This is a genomic window from Saccharothrix saharensis (assembly GCF_006716745.1).
GTDB classification, from domain to species: domain Bacteria; phylum Actinomycetota; class Actinomycetes; order Mycobacteriales; family Pseudonocardiaceae; genus Actinosynnema; species Actinosynnema saharense.
The window spans coordinates 4,239,890-4,257,292 of sequence record NZ_VFPP01000001.1 but is presented as its reverse complement, the minus strand read 5'-3'; the positions used below and the strand labels follow the sequence as shown (position 1 = coordinate 4,257,292).

The following is a 17,403-nucleotide window of genomic DNA, read 5'->3' as shown; positions in this document are numbered from 1 at the left end:
CGGCGAGGGCCGGCGCCGCGGGGGTCAGCGGAGTGCTTCCCGCAGCCGCACGCGCGCACCCGTGCGCAGGACGGCGTTGGCGTACACCCGGCCGCCCAGCCACGTGATCGCCGCGATGGCGAGCAGCGCCAGCACGACCGCCAGCAGCACCTGCCACGTCGGCGCGAGACCCAGCGCCATCCGGCCCGGCATCAGGATCGGCGCGAACGGCGGCAGCAGCGACAGCACCGTCACCGCCGTCCCGGTCGGGTCGGCGAGCAGCAGGTTGATGCCGAGCACGAACGCCACCACGATGACCGTGCTGATCGGCGTCAGCACCGACTGGACCTCCTCCTGGCGCGACACCAGCGACGCGGCGGCGGCGAACACCGTGGCGTACAGGAAGAAGCCGAGCAGGTACCACAGCAGGCCGGTGGCCAGCGCGCCGCCCGCCACACCCGCGACGTCGAGCACGCCGGAGAACGTCGCCAGCGCCAGCCCGGCCGCGCCGATGACCACGAGCTGCAGCAACCCGACCAGCCCGAGGCCGACGACCTTGCCCAGCAGCAACTGCCACGGCCGCAGCGTCGCCAGCAGCAGCTCCACCACCCGGCTGGACTTCTCCTCCACCACGCCCTGCGCGACCATCATCCCGTAGACCAGCAGCGAGTAGTACAGCAGCGCCGCGATCACCAGGCCGATCACCAGCCGCTGGCCGCGCTGCGGGTCCTGCGGCTCCAGCGCCACCACGTCGACGCCCGCGCGTTCCAGGTTGCGCGCCACCTCGGCCGGGTCCACGCCCGCCTCGGCGAAGTGCGCGTCCAGCACCTGCTGCTTGACCAGCAGGTCGATCGAGTTGCGCAGGGCGTCGCCCAGCGACTCCTTCACCACCACGCGCAGGTCGTCCGACGCGCCGGTGATCAGCGCGTCCACGTCACCGGAGCGCACCTGCTCCTCGGCCGCCGCCGGATCGGTCACGTCGACCGTCTCCACCTCGCGGCCGAACGACCGGGCGGTCTGCTCCAACGGCTCGGCGAGCACGGTCGCCTGCCCGCTCAACGCGACCCGGTCGCGCCCGGCGTCGTCCGACAGCACCGACTGGAGCAGCACGTACCCCGCCAGCACGGCGACGATCACGAGCGTGCCCCACACGAACGACTTCGTGCGCACCTTGCCCAGGAACTCCCGGCGCGACACCAGGAACACCGCCCGACCGGGGGTGAGGTCGTTCATGCGGCGGACTCCTCGGTCACCACGCTGCGGAACAACTCGGTCAGCGACGGCCGCTGCCGGGAGAACTCGTGCACGGGTCCCGTGCCCAGGGCCGCGCGCAGCACGGCCTGGTCGTCCACGTCCGGCGCCACCGCCAGGACCGTGCGGCCGGACGACGTGTGCGCCGAGCGCACGCCCGGCAGGTCGTCGGCCCACCCCGGCGGCGCCAGCGGGGCGTCCACGACCAGCTTCGACTCGCCGCCCGCCCGCAGCTCGTCCACCGAGCCGCACGCCACCAGCGTGCCGCTGCGCACGATGCCGACCCGGTCGCACAGGCGCTCCACCAGGTCGAGCTGGTGGCTGGAGAACACCACCGGCACGCCGCTCGCCGCCTTCTCCCGCAGCACGGCGCTCATCACGTCCACCGCGACCGGGTCCAGGCCGGAGAACGGCTCGTCCAGCACCAGCACGTCCGGCTCGTGCACCAGCGCCGCGGCCAGCTGCACGCGTTGCTGGTTGCCGAGGCTGAGCGTCTGCACCTCGTCGCCGCGGCGCTCGCGCAGGCCCAGCCGGGCGATCCAGGTCTCGGCCGAGCGGTGCGCCGCGTCGGTCGACAGGCCGTGCAGCTCGGCCAGGTAGACGAGCTGGTCGAGCACCTTCATCTTCGGGTACAGGCCGCGCTCCTCGGGCATGTAGCCGATCCGGCGGCGGGTCTCGAAGGTGATCGGCGCGCCGTTCCACCTGACCTCGCCCGCATCGGCGGCCAGCACGCCCAGCGCGATGCGCATCGCGGTGGTCTTGCCCGCGCCGTTGCTGCCGACGAACCCGAACAGCTCGCCCGCCCGCACGTCGAAGGTCATCCCGTCGAGCGCGACGACCTCCCCGTAGCGCTTGGAGATCCGGTCGACCTCCAGCACCCCCTGTGCCACGTGCTCTCCTCTCGTGACCGGTCGCCTAGCCGTAGACCTGGGTGGACAACGGCATGAACGGCGTGCGGCTGAACACCGCCTCGACCGGCAGGCCGAACACGTCGCAGATCCGCAGCGCCAGGTCGAGGCTCGGGTAGTGGTCGCCCCGCTCCAACGCGCCGATCGTCTGGGGGTTGACCCCCACCGCCCCGGCCAGTTCCGCCCTGGTCATACCCCGCTCGACCCGCAGCACACCGATCCGGTTGTGGATGGGCTGCCCTGGGCCCCGGCGCACCGGACTCATGCTACGAAGTGTTGCGAAAACCCAACAGAACGGCAAGTAAACAATTCACAGAATAGGCCGAACGGCGGTATCCGCACGGCGGGTGCGGAAAAATCACGATTCGGTGAAACGATACGTCGTCGGGAACCGAATCGAGGGACGACGGGTCGAATTGCGCAGTAGGGCCGCAAGCCCCGTTGCCGTGAGGGGTGAACATGGAGCCGGACCAGTGGCTCGCGCAGTACGGAGAGAAGATCGAGCAGGCCAAGCGGAACGCCGCGCAGGCCGAGTCGCAGCTCGGCGGCGTCGGCGGTAGCGCGACGTCGCCCGACGGCCTGATCACGGTCACGGTCAACGCCTCGGGCGCGTTGACCGACCTGATCCTGCGCCCGCAGCTGCGCGGCGAGGACCCCGAGCGGATCTCCGGCGCGATCATGACCGCCGTCGCCCAGGCGCAGCGCGCCGCGGCGGGCCGGGTCGTCGAGATCATGACCGAGTTCGTCGGTGACAGCCCGGCGCTGGAGTTCGTGAAGTCGAAGATGCCCTACGGCTATTCGGGTGACGGCACGGACGCCGTGGAACCGGAGCCGGAGCTCCAGCGTCGAGACACCAGGCCCGACGACGACTACTTCACCAACCCACCCGATGTCATGGCCTGAGCAGGGGGTAGATGACCATGTTCGTCTCGTTCAACGTGAACCCGGAGGAGATCCGGGCGCACGCTGGAACGGTCGACCAGCTGACGCAGCGGATGCTCGCGGCCACCCAGACCGCTGACCCGTCGTTGTCGACCGACGCCTTCGGCGTGTTCGGTTCCTTCCTGGCGCAGTTCCTGCTCAAGACCGCGGGTTCGGGTCAGGACATCCTCGGCCAGGCCACGGAGACCGTCGCCGACATGTGCCAGGGCCTGAAGGAGGTCGCCGAGCTCTACGAGAACGTCGACCTCGACAACGCGTTCGGCTTCAACGGAAGGGCACGGGGATGAGCGGGCAAGCCACCACCCAGGGCCGCGACCCCTCGCACCTGATCGGCGACGTGCAGGGCACGGTCGCGGCGGTCGAGCGCGGTGACTGGGTCCAGGCGGGTCTCGGCATGGCCAACACGGCCATGGGCATCGTCGGCCTGGCCTCCAACCCGCTCTCGGGCTTCCTGTCCGCCGGGTTCAGCTGGGCCATCCAGCACGTCGACTTCCTGCGCGAGCCGTTCGACGCGCTGCTGGGCAACCCGCAGGCGATCCAGAAGATGTCCGACAGCTGGGCGTCCGCGGCCAAGCAGATCGACGGCATCGTCGCCGACTACCGGCGCGCGTCGGTGGAGGAGACCCGGACCTGGCGCGGTCGTTCCGCCGACGGGTACCGGGCGGCGAGCCAGAAGCACGCGGCCGGGCTGGAGACGCTGTCCAAGGCCACGCAGGGCATCTCGCGCGCGGCCAAGGGCGCGGGCGAGCTGGTCGCGACCGTGCGCAAGACCATCATGGACCTGATCAGCCAGGCCGTGTCCGAGATGGTCATGAAGATCATCCAGTGGTTGGCGGCGTCGTTCCTGACCTTCGGCGCGGCCATCGGCGCGGCGATCGCGGACATCGTGCAGATGGCGTGCAACTACGCCAAGAAGCTCGCCGACTTCCTGCAGAAGCTCGCCAACTCGCTCAAGAAGCTGATCGACCTGATCAAGTCGGTCGCGCAGATCGCCCAGACCGCCAAGCAGATCCTGCAGGCGATCACGGCGATGACGTCGTCCAACAAGGGCTCGGGCGGCGGTGGCGGCGCGGGGCCGCGGTTGTCCCAGGGCGGTCTCGGGCTCGACGAGCGGCAACTCGACGACATGGACCGGGACGCGAACCGGCGCTACAGCAACGACCCGGGCGGGTCGACCGTCCCGTCCGGCAGCGGCGGCCACGGTGCCGGTCCCGTGGTGAGCCGGCCGCCGACGGTGGGTGGCGGCTACGGTCCGGGCACGGGCCAGCAGGAGCCCGTGCGCACGTTGCCGGGCGGGCCGAGCGGTCCCGTGGTGAGCCGTCCCCCGACGGTCGGTGGCGGGTCCGGCGGATCCGGTTCCGGCGGTTCCGGCGGCGGCGGTCACTGGGAGCCGGGTCGGTGGGTGCCGGACGGCGGGTCGTCGGCGGGCCGCGTGCCCCCGCCGCCCACGTTCCGCGACACGACGTACGCGACCGGCACCACCACGCCTTCGGTGCCGCCCATGCCGACCGTGCGGCCGGTGTCGGCCGATCTGCCCGGCATGCCTTCGGGCGGTGGCGCCGGTGGGGGTGCCGGCGGCTTCGGCGGCGGTGGTGGCGGTGGCTTCGCCGGTGGTGGCGGTGGCTTCGGCGGCGGTTCCGGTGGCGGTGGCGCGGGTGGGGCGACGCTCCAGTCCGGTGGCTCGTCCGGCGTGCTCGGCCCGTCCGGCGGTCCGGCCGGCGGCGTGCCCGGCGCCGGTGCTCCCGGCGCGGGCGGTGGCCGTCCCGGTGTCGGTGGCATGGGCATGATGGGCGCGCCGATGATGGGCGCTCCCGGCCAGGGCGGCGGCGACGGCAAGGACCACCAGCGCAAGGTGCGGCTGGAGGGCGAGCCGCTGATCGAGGAGCCGCCGAAGGCGGCGAAGCCGATCATCGGCGAGTGACCTGCGACGACGAAAGGGGGACCTCCACCGCGGAGGTCTCCCTTTCGTCGTCCCGAACGGTCAACTCACCCCCTGGACGTAGGACCCTCGCGAGTGTCGAACGTCCAGGTCCCGAGTGTCGAACGTTCGGGTACCGCGAGTTCAACGCTCAGGTCGGGGACTGGGCGGCCAGTTCGGCGGCGACCTCGGCGGTGACGGCGGGTTCGGCGGCGGCGCGGTCGGTCGGGACCAGGCCGATCCGGGTGCGGCGGTCGAGGACGTCGTCGGCGGTCAGCGCGCCCTCGTGGCGCACGGCCCAGGCGACCTCGCCGATCGCGGCCACCCCGGCGGCCTCGGCGCCGTAACGGGCGGCCAGGTCGGCCGGGCCGGTGGGCGGGCCCGCGCCGACGAGCGGGAGGGCCGCGGTGCGGGACCGGGCGGTCGTCAGGCCGGTGGCGTCCACGGCGTCGGCGGCCATCCGGCGGTAGGTGGTGAGCTTGCCGCCCACCACGGTGGTCACGCCGCCTTCGGTCAGCACGGCGTGGCGGCGCGACAGGTCGGCGCTCGGCCCCGCGCCGGTGTCCAGGAGGGGGCGCAGGCCCGCGAACGCCCCCAGCACGTCGGCCCGGGTCAGCGCCCGTTCCAGCACCGACGACGCGACGCCCAGCAGGAACTCCACATCGGACTCCGGCACGGTCGGCACGTCCGGGACCGGGCCCTCCACCGGCTCGTCCGTCAGCCCCACGTACACCCGCCCGTCGCGTTGCGGCAGCACCAGCGCGAAGCGGTTGCGCGCACCCGGGACGGGCACGGTCAGGGCGGTGCTCGACACGCCCACCGCGGCCGCCGACAGCACCAGGTGCGAACCGCGCGACGGCCGCAGCCGAACGCCCGGCACCAGCTCGCCCGCCCACACCCCGGCGGCGTTCACCACCGCCCGCGCCCTGATGTCCAGCGACTCCCCGGTCAGCGCGTCGACCACGTGCGCGCCCCGACCGGTCAGCGAAGCGGCACGGGCCCGCGTGATGATCCGCGCCCCGAACCCGGCGGCCGTGCGGGCCAGCGCCACGACCAGCCGCGCGTCGTCGACCACCTGGCCGTCGAAGCCCAGCAACCCGCCACGCAGGTCCGCCCGGCGCAACCCCGGGGCCAACGCCACCGCCTCGACCGCCGACACCCGCCGCGGCCCCGGCAGCACGCGGGACGGCGTGCGGGCGAGCCGGCGCAACGCGTCACCCGCGCGCAGCCCGGCCAGTACCACCGGGTCGTGCGCCCTGCCGTGCAGCGGCACCAACTGCGGTAGCGCCCGCACCAGGTGGGGCGCGGTGCGGGTCATCAGGATGCCCCGCTCCACCGCGCTCTCGTACGCGAGCCCGACCTCGCCTTGGGCCAGGTACCGCAAGCCGCCGTGGACCAGCTTGCTCGACCAGCGGGACGTGCCGAACGCCAGGTCGTGCGCCTCCACCAGGCACACCGACAACCCGCGGGCGGCGGCGTCCAGGGCGACCCCCGCCCCCGTCACCCCGCCACCCACGACGAGCAGGTCGACCGGGGACGACGAGAGGTGGTCGAGGTCGGCACGGCGGCGCGCCGCGTTGAGGGAGGTGTTCACGACAGCGCCGCGTCCAGGTAGGCGGCCAGCTCGGCCAGCAGCTCCTCGAAGTCCAGGTCCGTGGTGGCGGGCCGGATCGACAGCACCAGCGACTGCGTCGTCAGCAGCACGAGCCGCGCCTGGGCGGCGGCGGAACCGGGGCGGATCGAGCCGTCCGCGTGCCCCGCCTCCACCTGGCCGACCAGGAACGCCTCGACCAGCCGCTGCGTGCTCCCCAGCCGCTGCACGAGGTAGGGCAGCATCAGCTCGGCGTCCAGGTCGAGCACGCGCCGCATCAGCGGGTCCGCGGCGAGCAGCCGGATGCCCGCGATGGCCTGCGCCACGAGCCGCTGCCGCGCGTTGTCCCCGGTCACCTCGATCCGCCGGAGCAGGGTGGTGAACTCCCTGGTCATCAAGGCCCTGACCAGCGTGCCGACGTCCGGGAACCGGCGGTAGAGGGTCATCCGGCTCACGCCGGCGCGCTTGGCGATGTCCGTCAGCGTGGTGCGGCGGACCCCGACCTCGACCACGCAGTCGCGGGCCGCGTCGAGGAGCACGTCATCACTGTGACGTTGAGACGTCATGTGTCACACTGTAGCGGTGACCGAGCGCATCGACCACACCCTCCGGGGCAGTTGGACTCCCGTCGCGGGCTCGCTCCCGCCGCACGCGTTGCGGTGGTTGCGCGAGCGGATCGGGCTGGGTGACGTCCGCACGCCGGCGCGCGCGCCACAGGTGCCGGAGTCGTTGTTGAGCGACCCGGCCAAGGCGGCGCTGGGCGAGGTCGTCGGGCCCGGGTACGTCCGGGTCGACCGGGACTCACGGCTGGGTCGCGCGGGCGGTCTGTCCTATGTGGATCTCCTGCGCCAACGCGGTGACGGCGGGTTGGCCGTGCCGGACGCGGTGGTGCTGCCCGCGTCACCGGAGCAGGTGGTCGACGTGCTGAAGGCGTGCGTCGAGCACGACGTGGCCGTGGTGCCGTTCGGTGGCGGCACGTCCGTCGTCGGCGGCGTGACCGCCCTGCGCGGCGACAAGGCCGCGGTGATCGCGCTCGACCTGCACCGGCTCGACCGGCTGGTCTCGGTGGACCCGGTGTCCCGCCTGGCCGTGCTCCAGGCCGGGCTGCCCGCGCCGCGGGCGGAACGGTTGCTGGCCGCGCACGGTCTCACCACCGGGCACGTGCCGCAGTCCTACGAGCGGGCCACGATCGGCGGGTTCGCCGCGACCCGCTCGGCCGGGCAGGCGTCGTCCGGGTACGGGCGGTTCGAGGACATGGTGGAGGGCGTGCGGCTGGCCACGCCGGTGGGCGAGTGGCGGCTGGGCGGCGCGCCCGCGTCGGCCGCCGGGCCGGACCTGAAGCGGGTGGTGGTCGGCAGCGAGGGCGTGCTCGGCGTCATCACCGAGGTCTCGCTGCGGGTGCGGCCCCGGCCGGCGGTCGAGCGGTACGAGGGTTTCGTCGTGGACGGTTGGGAACGAGGGTCGGCCGCGGTGCGGCGGTTGGCGCAGCGGCGGGTGCTCGCCGACGTGACGCGACTGTCCGATGTGGACGAGACGGCGGTGTCGCTGGCGCTGGCCGGCGGTTGGAAGACCAACGCGCTCAAGGCGTACCTGCGGGCGAGGGGTGTGCGGCGGCCGTGCATGCTCATCCTCGGGTGGCACGGCGCGTCGAAGGCCGAGGTCGCGCGGCGGCGGGCCGAGACGTTGCGCGGTGTGCGGCTCGTCAGCCTGGGCAAGGCGCTCGGCGAGGCGTGGCGGCACGGCCGGTTCAACGGTCCCCGGCAGCGGGACGCGTTGCTGGGCCTCGGGGTGTGCGTGGAGACGCTGGAGACGGCCACGCACTGGTCCCGGGTGTCGGAGCTGCGTGCCGCCGTGCGGGAGGCGCTGGTCGACGCGCTGGGCGACTGCCTGGTCATGTGCCACATCTCGCACGCCTACGAGACCGGCGCGTCGCTGTACTTCACGGTGCTGGCGGCCCGGGACGCGGCCGACCCGGTCGGGCAGTGGCAGGTGGCCAAGGCCGCCGCGAGCGAGGCCATCACCGGGCTCGGCACGATCAGCCACCACCACGCCGTGGGCACGGACCACGCGCCGTACCTGGAGGCCGAGGTCGGCGGGCTCGGCCTGGACGTGCTGGCGTCGGTGAAGCGGACGCTGGACCCGACCGGCGTGCTCAACCCCGGCAAGCTCCTCGTTGGCGACTTCACCCGGGCGGGGCTAGCGTCGCCTGGTGACCGGTGACCTGCTGATCCGTTCCGTGCGGCCGTGGCCGAACGCCCCCGGCGCACCCGTGGTCGACGTGCTCTGCGAGGGCGGGCGCGTCGCGGCGTTCGGTCGTGACCTCGACCCGCCGCCCGACGTGCCGGTGGCCGACGGGCGGGGCGGCGTGCTGCTGCCCGCGTTCACCGACGCGCACGCGCACCTCGACTCCACCCGGCTCGGCCTGCCGTTCCGCCCGCACAGCGCGGGCGAGGGGCTGGCCGAGCTGATCGACAACGACCGCCGCAACTGGCGCTCGGCGGGGGCGTCGGTCGCCGAACGCGCCACCCACACCCTCGGGCGGACGATCGCGTTCGGCGCGACGCACGTGCGCAGCCACGCGCAGGTGGACGTCGACTCGGGGCTGGAGAAGCTGGAGGGCGTCCTCGCGGCGCGGCAGGAGCACGCCGGCCGGGCGCACGTCGAGGTGGTGGCGTTCCCGCAGTGCGGCATCCTGCGCGAGAAGGGCACCGCGGACCTGCTGGACGCGGCGCTGCGGGCGGGCGCCGACCTGGTCGGCGGGCTCGACCCGGCGGGCTACGACCGCGACCCGGTGCGGCACCTCGACGTGGTGTTCGGGTTGGCCGAGAAGCACCAGCGCGGGGTGGACGTGCACCTGCACGACGCGGGCACGCTGGGCGCGTTCCAGGTCGAGCTGATCTGCGAGCGGGTGGCCGCCCTGGGCATGTGGGGGCAGGTGACGATCAGCCACGCGTTCGCCCTGTCCACTGTGGACGACCAGCGGCAGGGTGAGCTGGTGGAGCGGTTGGCCGAGCACGACATCGCGGTGACGACGGTCGCGCCGGGCGTGCGCGACCCGCTGCCGCTGCGGCGGCTGCGGTGGGCGGGGGTGCGGGTCGGCCTCGGCCAGGACGGCATCCGGGACTACTGGTCGCCCTACGGCGACGGCGACATGCTGGACCGGGCTTGGCAGCTCGCCTACCGCAACGGGTTCCGGCGCGACGAGCTGGTGGAGATGTGCGTCGACATCGCCACGCGGGGCGGCGCGGCGGTCATGGGCCGGGTGCTGGGGCTGACCGAGGGCGCGCCCGCCGACCTGGTGGTGGTGCCGGGCGACACGGTGACGGGTGCGGTGATGGATCGCGCGCCGCGGACGCTCGTGGTCCACGAGGGGCGTGTGGTGGCCTGCGATGGCCAGGTCGTGTGAACAGCCCGGTGGCGGGTTCCGCGGGTCAGTAGCCTGCCCGGCATGAGTGAGACGTGGGAGGCCCTCCGGACGACCCCGCTGGTCGAGGTGCGGCGACGCGCGGCGATCGTCGGCGAGACGGCCGACGTGGCGCCGATGACCGTGGACGGTGCGCAGCGGTTCGGGTGGAACGACCGGGGCGGCCAGTCGGCCGTCTGGTACTTCACCCCCGAGGGACGGGCGTTGCTGCTGACCTTCGACCACGAGACCGACCTCAACCTGTACGCGGAGGGCGACTACGCGCTCCAGGAGTCGCTCTACCGGGGCGTGCCCGAGGACCTGGTGCGGCTGGTGCGCAACCGCCCGGAGAACTACGAGTCGCTGAACCTCGCCGACGAGGCCACCGGCAGCACCATCCACTACGCCGGCGGGGTGTTCTGGTTCGACGGCGAGCGGTGGCACGCGGCCGAGGGGTTCCTGGAGCACTGCGAGCGGGAGGGGCTGGACCCGATGGTCGAGTCCGGCTTCGAGTACTGCCTGGAGGCCTACCGGTTCGGCCGCGACCTCACCGCACCGGCGGAGTGAGGGCGAACAGCTCGGCCCACTGCTCGGCGGTCAGGTCGCGCGGGAGGGTGCGGTCGGTGACGTGGTGGCGGCGGGCCCAGGCGTCCGTGCGGGCGCGCGGGTAAGTCGCGCGCAGGATCGCCGGCACGCCCCGGCCCCGGCCGGTGAACACGCGGTGCACGACCGCCTGGTACCGGCGGCGGTCGCGCGGGTCCACCAGCGGCGCCCGGCGGCGGGTCACCGCCAGCAGGCCGCCGTCCACCCCGGGACGTGGCCGGAACGCCGCCGCGGGCACGCGTCGGACCAGTGCGAACGAGTACCAGGGCCACCACTGGGCGGTCATCATCGTCGCGCCGCCCACGCCCGCCCGGCGGCGGGCCACCTCCCACTGCACGAGCAGCACGGCGTCCGTCCAGTGCCCGGCGTGCACGACCCGGCGCAGCACCGCCGTGGTCAGGTGGAACGGCAGGTTGCCGACCAGGACGTGCGGCTCACGCGGCAGGCGGTGGTGCAGGAAGTCCGCCTCCACCAGGGTCGTGGTCGGCGCCACGCGCCGGCGCAGCTCGCGGACCCGGGCCGGGTCGACCTCCACGCCGGTGAGCGGGCGGCCCAGCGCCTGCAGGGGCAGGGTCAACGCGCCCGAGCCGCAGCCGATCTCCAGGATCGGCCCGGTGGTCCGGGCGACGAGGTCGACCACGTCGGTGATGACGGTCCGGTCGACGAGGAAGTTCTGGCCGTGCTCGTGCCGGCCGTCGTGGTGCGTGCGCACTGAAGGGTCTCCGCGGCTGCTGGGAGCGAACCGGGCAGCGGAGGTGGGTACCGCCCGGCGAGGACTCGCTGGAGCGGCGGAACCGGGGTGCCGCCGCTAGACGCGGCGCATCCGGGTCACGGCACAGGCGCACATGCCGGCGACGCTAGCGCATCGCCGGCCGTGTCCGACAACTGGTTTTTCCCCTACAGCGTGACGAGCGCCTTGCCGAGGTTCTCCCCGCGCAGCATGCCGATGAACGCCTCCGGCGCGCGGTCCAGGCCCTCGGTCACGGTCTCCTGGTAGCGCAGCTCACCCGAGGCGATCCAGCCGCCGACCTCGCGGACGAAGTCCGCCTGGAGGTGCTTGTGGTCGTGCACGAGGAAGCCGCGCAGGGTCAGGCGCTTGCCGACGGCCAGGCCGACGTTGCGCGGGCCGGTGGGCGTCGTGGTGTTGTAGTTGGAGATCGCCCCGCACAGCGCGGCGCGGCCGTAGAGGTTGAACGAGTCGATCGCGGCTTCCAGGTGGTCGCCGCCGACGTTGTCGAAGTACACGTCGATGCCGTCCGGCGCGGCCTGGGCCAGCAGCTCGCCCACCGGGCCGTCCTTGTAGTTGAACGCCGCGTCGAAGCCCAGCTCCTCCACCAGGTACTTGACCTTGGCGTCGCTGCCCGCGCTGCCGATCACGCGCCCCGCGCCGCGCAGCCGGGCGACCTGGCCCGCGACCTGGCCGACCGCGCCCGCCGCGCCGGAGACGAACACCACGTCGCCCTCCTTGAACGCGGCGACCTCCAGCAGGCCCGCGTACGCGGTCATGCCCGGCATGCCGAGCACGCCCAGGTAGGCGCCGATCGGGGCGGCCCGCGGGTCGACCTTCGTGGCGTGGGCGGCGTCCACCGCGGCGTACTCGCGCCAACCCAGGCCGTGCAGCACGGTGTCGCCGACCTCGAAGCCGGGCGCCTTCGACGCCACCACCTCGCCGACCGCGCCGCCGTCGAGCGCGTGGCCGACCTCGAACGGCTCCACGTAGGACTTGCCCGCGTTCATCCGGCCCCGCATGTAGGGGTCGACGCTCATCACCTGGTTGCGGACCAGCAGTCCGCCGTCGGCGATGTCCGGGAGGGGCACTTCGACCAGCTCGAAGTTCTCCGGGGTGGGGAAGCCTTCGGGGCGGGAGGCGAGACGGATCTCGCGCGCGGTGCTCGGCGTCATACCGCGTGCAACACCGGGGCGTCGCGGGGCTGTTCCGCCGATCAGGTGTGAGCTGAGTCCCGCAGTGCGGTCACGCTGCGGTAGGCGAAGCCGAGCCGCCGGTAGACCTCGATGGCGGCCTCGTTCGCCGCGTCGACCATCAGCCCGCACGTGCCGCGCTCGGCCAGCAGCGCACCGACCACGAACCGGCAGACGGCCGTGGACAGGCCCCGGCCGCGGTGGTCGGGGTGGGTGGCCACGCCCGCCACGAACCCGACCTCGGGCGACGGCCAGGAGTCCGCCGCCACCGAGGCCAGCGCCCCGTCCACGTGGACGCCGGCCCAGCGGGCCGGCCCCGGCTCGCGCGGCCACGCCCACGACTCGGGGTTCGCCTTGCGCAGCAGCGCCTCGACGTCGTCCCACTCGGACTCGGCCAGCCAGCGGGGTCCGGGGACGCGGTCGAGCGACCCGGTGCGGTGCATCCAGCCGAACGTGCCGCGGGTGGGCCAGTCGAGCTCGTCGGCCACGGCCGTGGTGACCAGGGGCCTGACGTCGGGCCGCACGTGCGCGCGCAGCAGCGTCGCCACGTCGTCCACCGGGCCGGTCAGGACCAGGCGGTCGAAGCGGTACAGCGCGGGTGCCAGCACCGCGACCGCGTCGCCGTGCGCCCACGCCGTGCCACCGCGGCCGGGCAGCAGGGCTTGGGCGGCCCACCGGGCGATCGGGTCCGGGGTGGCGGCGGAGACGTCGGCGGGGGTGGGCAGAACGCGCATGACCGCATCATCACCCAGGAGCTACCCTCGCCCGCATGGACATCCGGCTGGTCACGTCGTTCGACGCGGTGGTGGCCGCGGGGCACCTGTTCGACGACCCGCCGCGCGAGGACGCCACCCGCGCGTTCCTCGCCGACGACCGGCACCACCTGCTCATCGCCTACGTCGACGACCGGCCGGCCGGGTTCGTGTCCGGGGTGGAGACCATCCACCCCGACAAGGGCGTGGAGATGTTCCTCTACGAGCTGGGCGTGGACGACCCCCACCGGCGGCGGGGCGTCGCGAGCGCGCTGATCGCCCGCCTGATCGACCTGGCCCGGGAACGCGGCTGCACCGGCGTGTGGACCGGCACCGAGAAGGACAACGCCGCCGCCCTGGCCACCTACCGCCGGGCCGGCGCCGAACTCGACTTCGACACCGTCGCCGTCTCCTGGGGCTTCTAGCGGAACAACGCGCGCTTCTGCGCCGCCTCCTCCAACGCCCGGAACGCCAGGTCCAGCGCGGTGTCGTAGTCGCGCTGGTCGCGCGGCGGCACGGACTCGTCCGGCGCGGGCACGGTGGTCATGGTGAACCACCGCTCGTCCCACAGCAGCTTGACCACGGCCTCCCAGTGCTCCGCGACGACCTGCTTGACCAGCTTCTCCCGGTCGATCACCGCGGCCATCCGGTCCTGCGACCCGGCCAGCCGCTCCAGCAGCTGCCGCACCCGCGCCCGGTCGGCGGCGCGCATCCGCTCCGCCGACTCGCCGGCCAGCGCGACGAGCTCCCGGTACCGCTCGATCGCCGAGACCGCCTCGACCTCCGGCGCGCCGTGCCCGCTCGTGCGCTGCGCGGGAACGACTGAGGCGTGGCTGATCATGGTTCCTCCCCGGTGTCGAACGGGATGACGACCTGCGGCCTCGAGTGCTCGAACCGGTCGAAGAACAGGCCGCGCCGCGGTCGCGGTGACCACGCCATGACCTGCTCCGGCCCGAACGACAGCAGTTCCTTGCCCTGCACGTCGAACGCGATCCACGCGCCGATGTCGTCGTAGACGCCCGGCGGCAGGCTGTTCTTCAGCCGCTGCGCGCCACGCCACCACCCGAGCACGTGCGTGCGGTTCTCCGGCCCGTGCTTGAGCACGGTCCGCAGGCTGTCGACCCCGGAGGCCCGGGTCGTCGGGTCCTTCGCCTCCAGGAGGGTGTGCGCCGCGTCCACCGCGTAAACCACCACATAGTGGGGTGGCAGCGGCGCGCCCGTCTCACCGGTCATGCTCGCGGTGATCCGGGCCGCCGTGTCGTCCACGAGCGCCCGGACGCCGTCCAGGCCGAGCAGGTAGACGGTGTGGCCCGCGTCGCCCAACTGCTTGTGCAGGCGCTCCGCGTGCGGCCAGGCGTCCTCGGCCAGGCACGCCAGGGTGAACCGGGCGTCGTCCGGCTCGTGCTGGCGGGCCAGCGACAGCGCCGCGCCGGCCAGCACGCCCGCCGCGTCGTCGGCCAGCGAGCCGAGCACCGCGATGTTGCGGCCCGGCGTGCGGGCGAACCGCACCCCGGCCGCGCTGCCCGCCACGTCGATCACCTGGCCCAGCAGCACGGTGGGGCTGCCGCCCCCGACCGGGCGCAACGCCCGGAAGTCCGGCATCGCGTGCAGCGCGGGCACCTTGCTGCCGTCGAACAGGATCGGTTCGGGCAGGTCCGCCGGACGCCTGCGGTGCAGCTCGGCCTGCAAGACCTCGAACGTGCCCCTGGCGGTGGCGTCCGGGATGCGCGCGACCTCGTTGCCGGGCCGCACCCCCGACTCGTGGTTGACCACGGCGTGCCAGCGCGGCAGCTCCACCGCGGCGTCGTTCTGCGGCTCGGCCAGCACCCGCCGCGCCTTGGGCAGCGCGATGCGCACGGTGAACTGCTCGAAGATCGCCGACTTGCCCCAGAAGCCCTCGATGCCGGACACGTCCTGGCTGGACAGCACCAGGTGGATGCCCTGCGACCGGCCGCGCCGCGCCACGTCCTCCAGCAGCTGGGTCGCCTGCGCGGTGACCTGGTCGCGTTCGCCGAACAGGTACTGGAACTCGTCGATCACGGCCACGATCCGCGGCCAGTGGCCGTGCGGGTCCTCCTCCCGCAACTGCTCCAGCTTGGTCACCTCGTGCCGCTTGGCCGCGTCCGCCCGCCTGCGCATCTCGTCGGCCAGGAACGCCAGCAGCGCCACCCCGAACTCGCGGTCGGTGTTGACGTTGACGCCGACCAGCCGCGCGTGCGGCAGCCACGTCGGGTCCTTGCGGCCCGGCGCGAACTGCGCGAACGACACGCCCTCCTTGAAGTCCAGCAGGTACAGCTCCAGCTCGTCCGGCGCGTACCGGGCCGCGAGGCTGCCGAGCATGGCGTAGAGGAAGTTCGTCTTGCCCGAGCCGCTGGGACCGCCGATCAACGCGTGCGGCGACGTGTCGCCCAGCCCCACGTGCACCGGCTCGCCCTCCAGGAACCCGACCGGCGCGAGCACGCCCGCCGACGAGTTCTCCCGCCAGAACTGCTCGGGCAGCAGGTCGGCGAACGTGCTGAGCCGGTTGCGGCGCTCCTCGCGCTTGTCCGCGATGGCCGCGCACGCGCGGGGCACCCGGTCGCGGGGCAGCGGCGGGTCCAGCGCGACCGCGACGTGCTTGCCGGTCATCGTGCAGGTCGCCGAGTGGTCCGCGGCGATGGTGACGGTCTCGATCGGCGAGTTGACCGTGACCGGGATGTCGACGATGAACAGCTGGATGCCGGCGGCCAGGCCGTTGCGCGCGACCCGCTGCAACTGCTGCTGGTGCTCCTCCCGCAGCGGCTGCCGGTTGCCGAACAGGACCGCCACCCGCCACGGCTCGGTGCGCCGCCCGCCGGCCGCCCGCACCGACTGGTGGCCCTCGGTCAGCACGCCGGTGTGCACCCGGCGGATGTGGTCGGACAGCTCGTCCAGCAGCTCGTGCAGCCGGGCCGGGTCGTGCACGGTCAGCAGGCCCGCCCGGGTCAGCGGGTACAGGCCGGGCAGCGCGCCGGTGAGCTGGCCGACGTCCCAGACGTGCACGTGCACCAGTCCCGGCTGGAAGTGGCTCAGCACCCGCAGCAGCAGGGTCTCGACCAGCGACTCGGCGGTGGCGCGGCTCTCGTGGGTGGAGGAGACGTGCAGGTGCGAGTGGTCCAGCAGCGGCACCGCCACCGGGAACCGCTGCGGCTCGGGCGCGCTGCGGACCAGGCCGGTGCCGATGCGCCACAGCTCGGGCGCGCCGTCGCTGCCGTCGGCCGTGCCCGGCGTGCCGAGCCACGCCTCGGGCGGCCACGACGCCGGGCCCTCGGCCGCCGCGTCGACCAGCGCGGTCAACTGGTCGGGGCCGCGCTCGGACCACTCGCGGAACGCCTCGATCCGGTCGATCAGGGCCCGCGCGAGCTGCTGCTCGAACAACGGGTTGGCCAGCGCACCCGCCAGCAGCGGGTCGGCCAGCGCTCGGTCGACGCCGTCGCCGCGCAGGATCACCTCGAACATGTCGCGCGCGCGTTCGTCCGCGAGGAGGCGGTGCTCGCGCGCGGCGTTGCCCAGCGCGGCGGCGACCGCCTTGCGGAACTCCTCGAAGGAGCCCTCGATCCTCCTGCGGCGCTCGTCACGCCTGCTCACGTCACAGCTCCACGGCTAGGCGTTGGACCAGTTCCAGGCTGCCCACGATCAGCTCCAACTCGTCGGCGAACCGCTCGCCGGCCGCCAGGAACCCGGGCGGCACCAGGGACTCGTGGTGGTCGGCGCTCGCGTCGAGCAGGATGTCGACGGCCTCGTCCAACGCGGTCTGGGCCTCCCGGACGCTGCGGTAGGCGTCCCGCAGGAACTCGCAGCTCTGCTCGAGCGCGAGCTTGACGTCACCTACCGAGGTCACGTCACAACCTGGAGTTGATGCTCTCGGCCTGGGAGATCCCGGCGCCGAGGTGCTTCTGCAGGTCGGTGACGCCGCTGACCACCTCGGCGAACCGCGCGTTCGCCTGCTCCACGTCGGCCTGGACGCTGCCCTGCGTCGCCGTGCTCAGCAGCGCTTGGGCGTCCTCGGCCAGGTCGGCGGCCTGTTGCAGGGCGTTGACGCTCTGGCCCGCCTTCTCGACGGCCTGGGCGATCGCGGCGCGGACCTCTTCGATGCTGGCCATGTCGGATCCCGACCC

19 protein-coding genes are annotated in these 17,403 nt (G+C 73.6%); 7 read left to right on the top strand and 12 right to left on the bottom strand.

Features of this window, described 5'->3' with window-relative positions:
• Window positions 1–24 precede the first annotated feature (24 nt).
• From FHX81_RS18435 to FHX81_RS18425, 3 genes are read right to left on the bottom strand one after another with little or no spacing between them, the layout of a single operon-like run.
• Window positions 25–1,212, bottom strand: a complete 1,188-nt coding sequence (locus FHX81_RS18435) for an ABC transporter permease (protein WP_141979347.1) — start codon at window positions 1,210–1,212, stop codon at window positions 25–27.
• Window positions 1,209–2,120, bottom strand: a complete 912-nt coding sequence (locus tag FHX81_RS18430; protein ID WP_141979346.1) for an ABC transporter ATP-binding protein — start codon at window positions 2,118–2,120, stop codon at window positions 1,209–1,211. Before FHX81_RS18430 ends, FHX81_RS18435 begins: the two co-directional genes overlap by 4 nt.
• 25 nt (window positions 2,121–2,145) lie before the next feature.
• The gene (locus tag FHX81_RS18425; RefSeq protein WP_141979345.1) at window positions 2,146–2,403 is read right to left on the bottom strand and encodes a helix-turn-helix transcriptional regulator; all 258 of its coding nucleotides are present in this window, start codon (window positions 2,401–2,403) and stop codon (window positions 2,146–2,148) included.
• Between the two features lie 194 nt (window positions 2,404–2,597).
• On the opposite strand from FHX81_RS18425, the gene FHX81_RS18420 reads away from it, so the two are divergent.
• The 3 genes from FHX81_RS18420 to FHX81_RS41310 are packed head-to-tail and all read left to right on the top strand — an operon-like array spanning window position 2,598 to window position 5,001.
• A complete protein-coding gene (locus tag FHX81_RS18420; RefSeq protein ID WP_141979344.1) occupies window positions 2,598–3,041 on the top strand; it encodes a YbaB/EbfC family nucleoid-associated protein in 444 nt (147 codons plus the stop codon).
• Window positions 3,042–3,052: 11 nt separating this feature from the next.
• A complete protein-coding gene (locus FHX81_RS18415; RefSeq protein WP_141979343.1) occupies window positions 3,053–3,367 on the top strand; it encodes a type VII secretion target in 315 nt (104 codons plus the stop codon).
• On the top strand, window positions 3,364–5,001 hold the full coding sequence (locus FHX81_RS41310; protein ID WP_211363508.1) for a WXG100 family type VII secretion target: 1,638 nt from the start codon (window positions 3,364–3,366) through the stop codon (window positions 4,999–5,001). Before FHX81_RS18415 ends, FHX81_RS41310 begins: the two co-directional genes overlap by 4 nt.
• 148 nt (window positions 5,002–5,149) lie before the next feature.
• On the opposite strand, the gene FHX81_RS18405 is transcribed toward FHX81_RS41310, so the two are convergent.
• Complete coding sequence (locus FHX81_RS18405; protein WP_141979342.1) at window positions 5,150–6,592, bottom strand: glycerol-3-phosphate dehydrogenase/oxidase; 1,443 nt, start codon at window positions 6,590–6,592, stop codon at window positions 5,150–5,152.
• Window positions 6,589–7,155: a TetR/AcrR family transcriptional regulator gene (locus tag FHX81_RS18400; protein ID WP_141979341.1), complete on the bottom strand. Its 567-nt coding sequence runs from the start codon at window positions 7,153–7,155 to the stop codon at window positions 6,589–6,591. Before FHX81_RS18400 ends, FHX81_RS18405 begins: the two co-directional genes overlap by 4 nt.
• A 16-nt stretch (window positions 7,156–7,171) precedes the next feature.
• Here FHX81_RS18400 and FHX81_RS18395 point away from each other — a divergent pair, with 16 nt between their 5' ends.
• Genes FHX81_RS18395 through FHX81_RS18385 form a run of 3 tightly spaced genes read left to right on the top strand, consistent with a single transcriptional unit; the run spans window position 7,172 to window position 10,559 of the window.
• The gene (locus FHX81_RS18395) at window positions 7,172–8,809 is read left to right on the top strand and encodes an FAD-binding oxidoreductase (protein ID WP_141979340.1); all 1,638 of its coding nucleotides are present in this window, start codon (window positions 7,172–7,174) and stop codon (window positions 8,807–8,809) included.
• Complete coding sequence (locus FHX81_RS18390; protein WP_141979339.1) at window positions 8,799–9,995, top strand: amidohydrolase; 1,197 nt, start codon at window positions 8,799–8,801, stop codon at window positions 9,993–9,995. The genes FHX81_RS18395 and FHX81_RS18390 overlap by 11 nt, the downstream gene beginning before the upstream one ends.
• Window positions 9,996–10,037: 42 nt before the next feature.
• Window positions 10,038–10,559 carry a hypothetical protein gene (locus FHX81_RS18385; protein ID WP_141979338.1) on the top strand — a complete coding sequence of 174 codons (522 nt, stop codon included), beginning with the start codon at window positions 10,038–10,040 and terminating at the stop codon, window positions 10,557–10,559.
• Here the strand turns inward: FHX81_RS18385 and erm are convergent.
• From erm to FHX81_RS18370, 3 genes are all read right to left on the bottom strand, one after another.
• On the bottom strand, window positions 10,540–11,307 hold the full coding sequence (gene erm / locus FHX81_RS18380; protein ID WP_141979337.1) for a 23S ribosomal RNA methyltransferase Erm: 768 nt from the start codon (window positions 11,305–11,307) through the stop codon (window positions 10,540–10,542). The two genes, FHX81_RS18385 and erm, sit on opposite strands and share 20 nt — an antisense overlap.
• Window positions 11,308–11,492: 185 nt before the next feature.
• Window positions 11,493–12,497 (bottom strand): NADP-dependent oxidoreductase, encoded by a 1,005-nt coding sequence (locus tag FHX81_RS18375; RefSeq protein ID WP_141979336.1) that lies wholly within the window; start codon window positions 12,495–12,497, stop codon window positions 11,493–11,495.
• 41 nt (window positions 12,498–12,538) lie between these two features.
• Window positions 12,539–13,249 (bottom strand): GNAT family N-acetyltransferase, encoded by a 711-nt coding sequence (locus tag FHX81_RS18370; protein ID WP_141979335.1) that lies wholly within the window; start codon window positions 13,247–13,249, stop codon window positions 12,539–12,541.
• A 35-nt stretch (window positions 13,250–13,284) separates the two neighbouring features.
• Between FHX81_RS18370 and FHX81_RS18365 the strand changes: the two genes are divergently transcribed.
• A complete protein-coding gene (locus FHX81_RS18365; RefSeq protein WP_141979334.1) occupies window positions 13,285–13,692 on the top strand; it encodes a GNAT family N-acetyltransferase in 408 nt (135 codons plus the stop codon).
• On the opposite strand, the gene FHX81_RS18360 is transcribed toward FHX81_RS18365, so the two are convergent.
• Genes FHX81_RS18360 through FHX81_RS18345 form a run of 4 tightly spaced genes read right to left on the bottom strand, consistent with a single transcriptional unit; the run spans window position 13,689 to window position 17,388 of the window.
• Window positions 13,689–14,108 (bottom strand): hypothetical protein, encoded by a 420-nt coding sequence (locus FHX81_RS18360; protein WP_141979333.1) that lies wholly within the window; start codon window positions 14,106–14,108, stop codon window positions 13,689–13,691. The genes FHX81_RS18365 and FHX81_RS18360 overlap by 4 nt on opposite strands.
• Window positions 14,105–16,873: an FtsK/SpoIIIE domain-containing protein gene (locus FHX81_RS18355; protein WP_141979332.1), complete on the bottom strand. Its 2,769-nt coding sequence runs from the start codon at window positions 16,871–16,873 to the stop codon at window positions 14,105–14,107. Before FHX81_RS18355 ends, FHX81_RS18360 begins: the two co-directional genes overlap by 4 nt.
• Window position 16,874: 1 nt before the next feature.
• A complete protein-coding gene (locus tag FHX81_RS18350; protein ID WP_141979331.1) occupies window positions 16,875–17,126 on the bottom strand; it encodes a prefoldin domain-containing protein in 252 nt (83 codons plus the stop codon).
• Window position 17,127: 1 nt separating this feature from the next.
• Window positions 17,128–17,388 (bottom strand): hypothetical protein, encoded by a 261-nt coding sequence (locus tag FHX81_RS18345; RefSeq protein WP_141979330.1) that lies wholly within the window; start codon window positions 17,386–17,388, stop codon window positions 17,128–17,130.
• Window positions 17,389–17,403 lie beyond the last annotated feature (15 nt).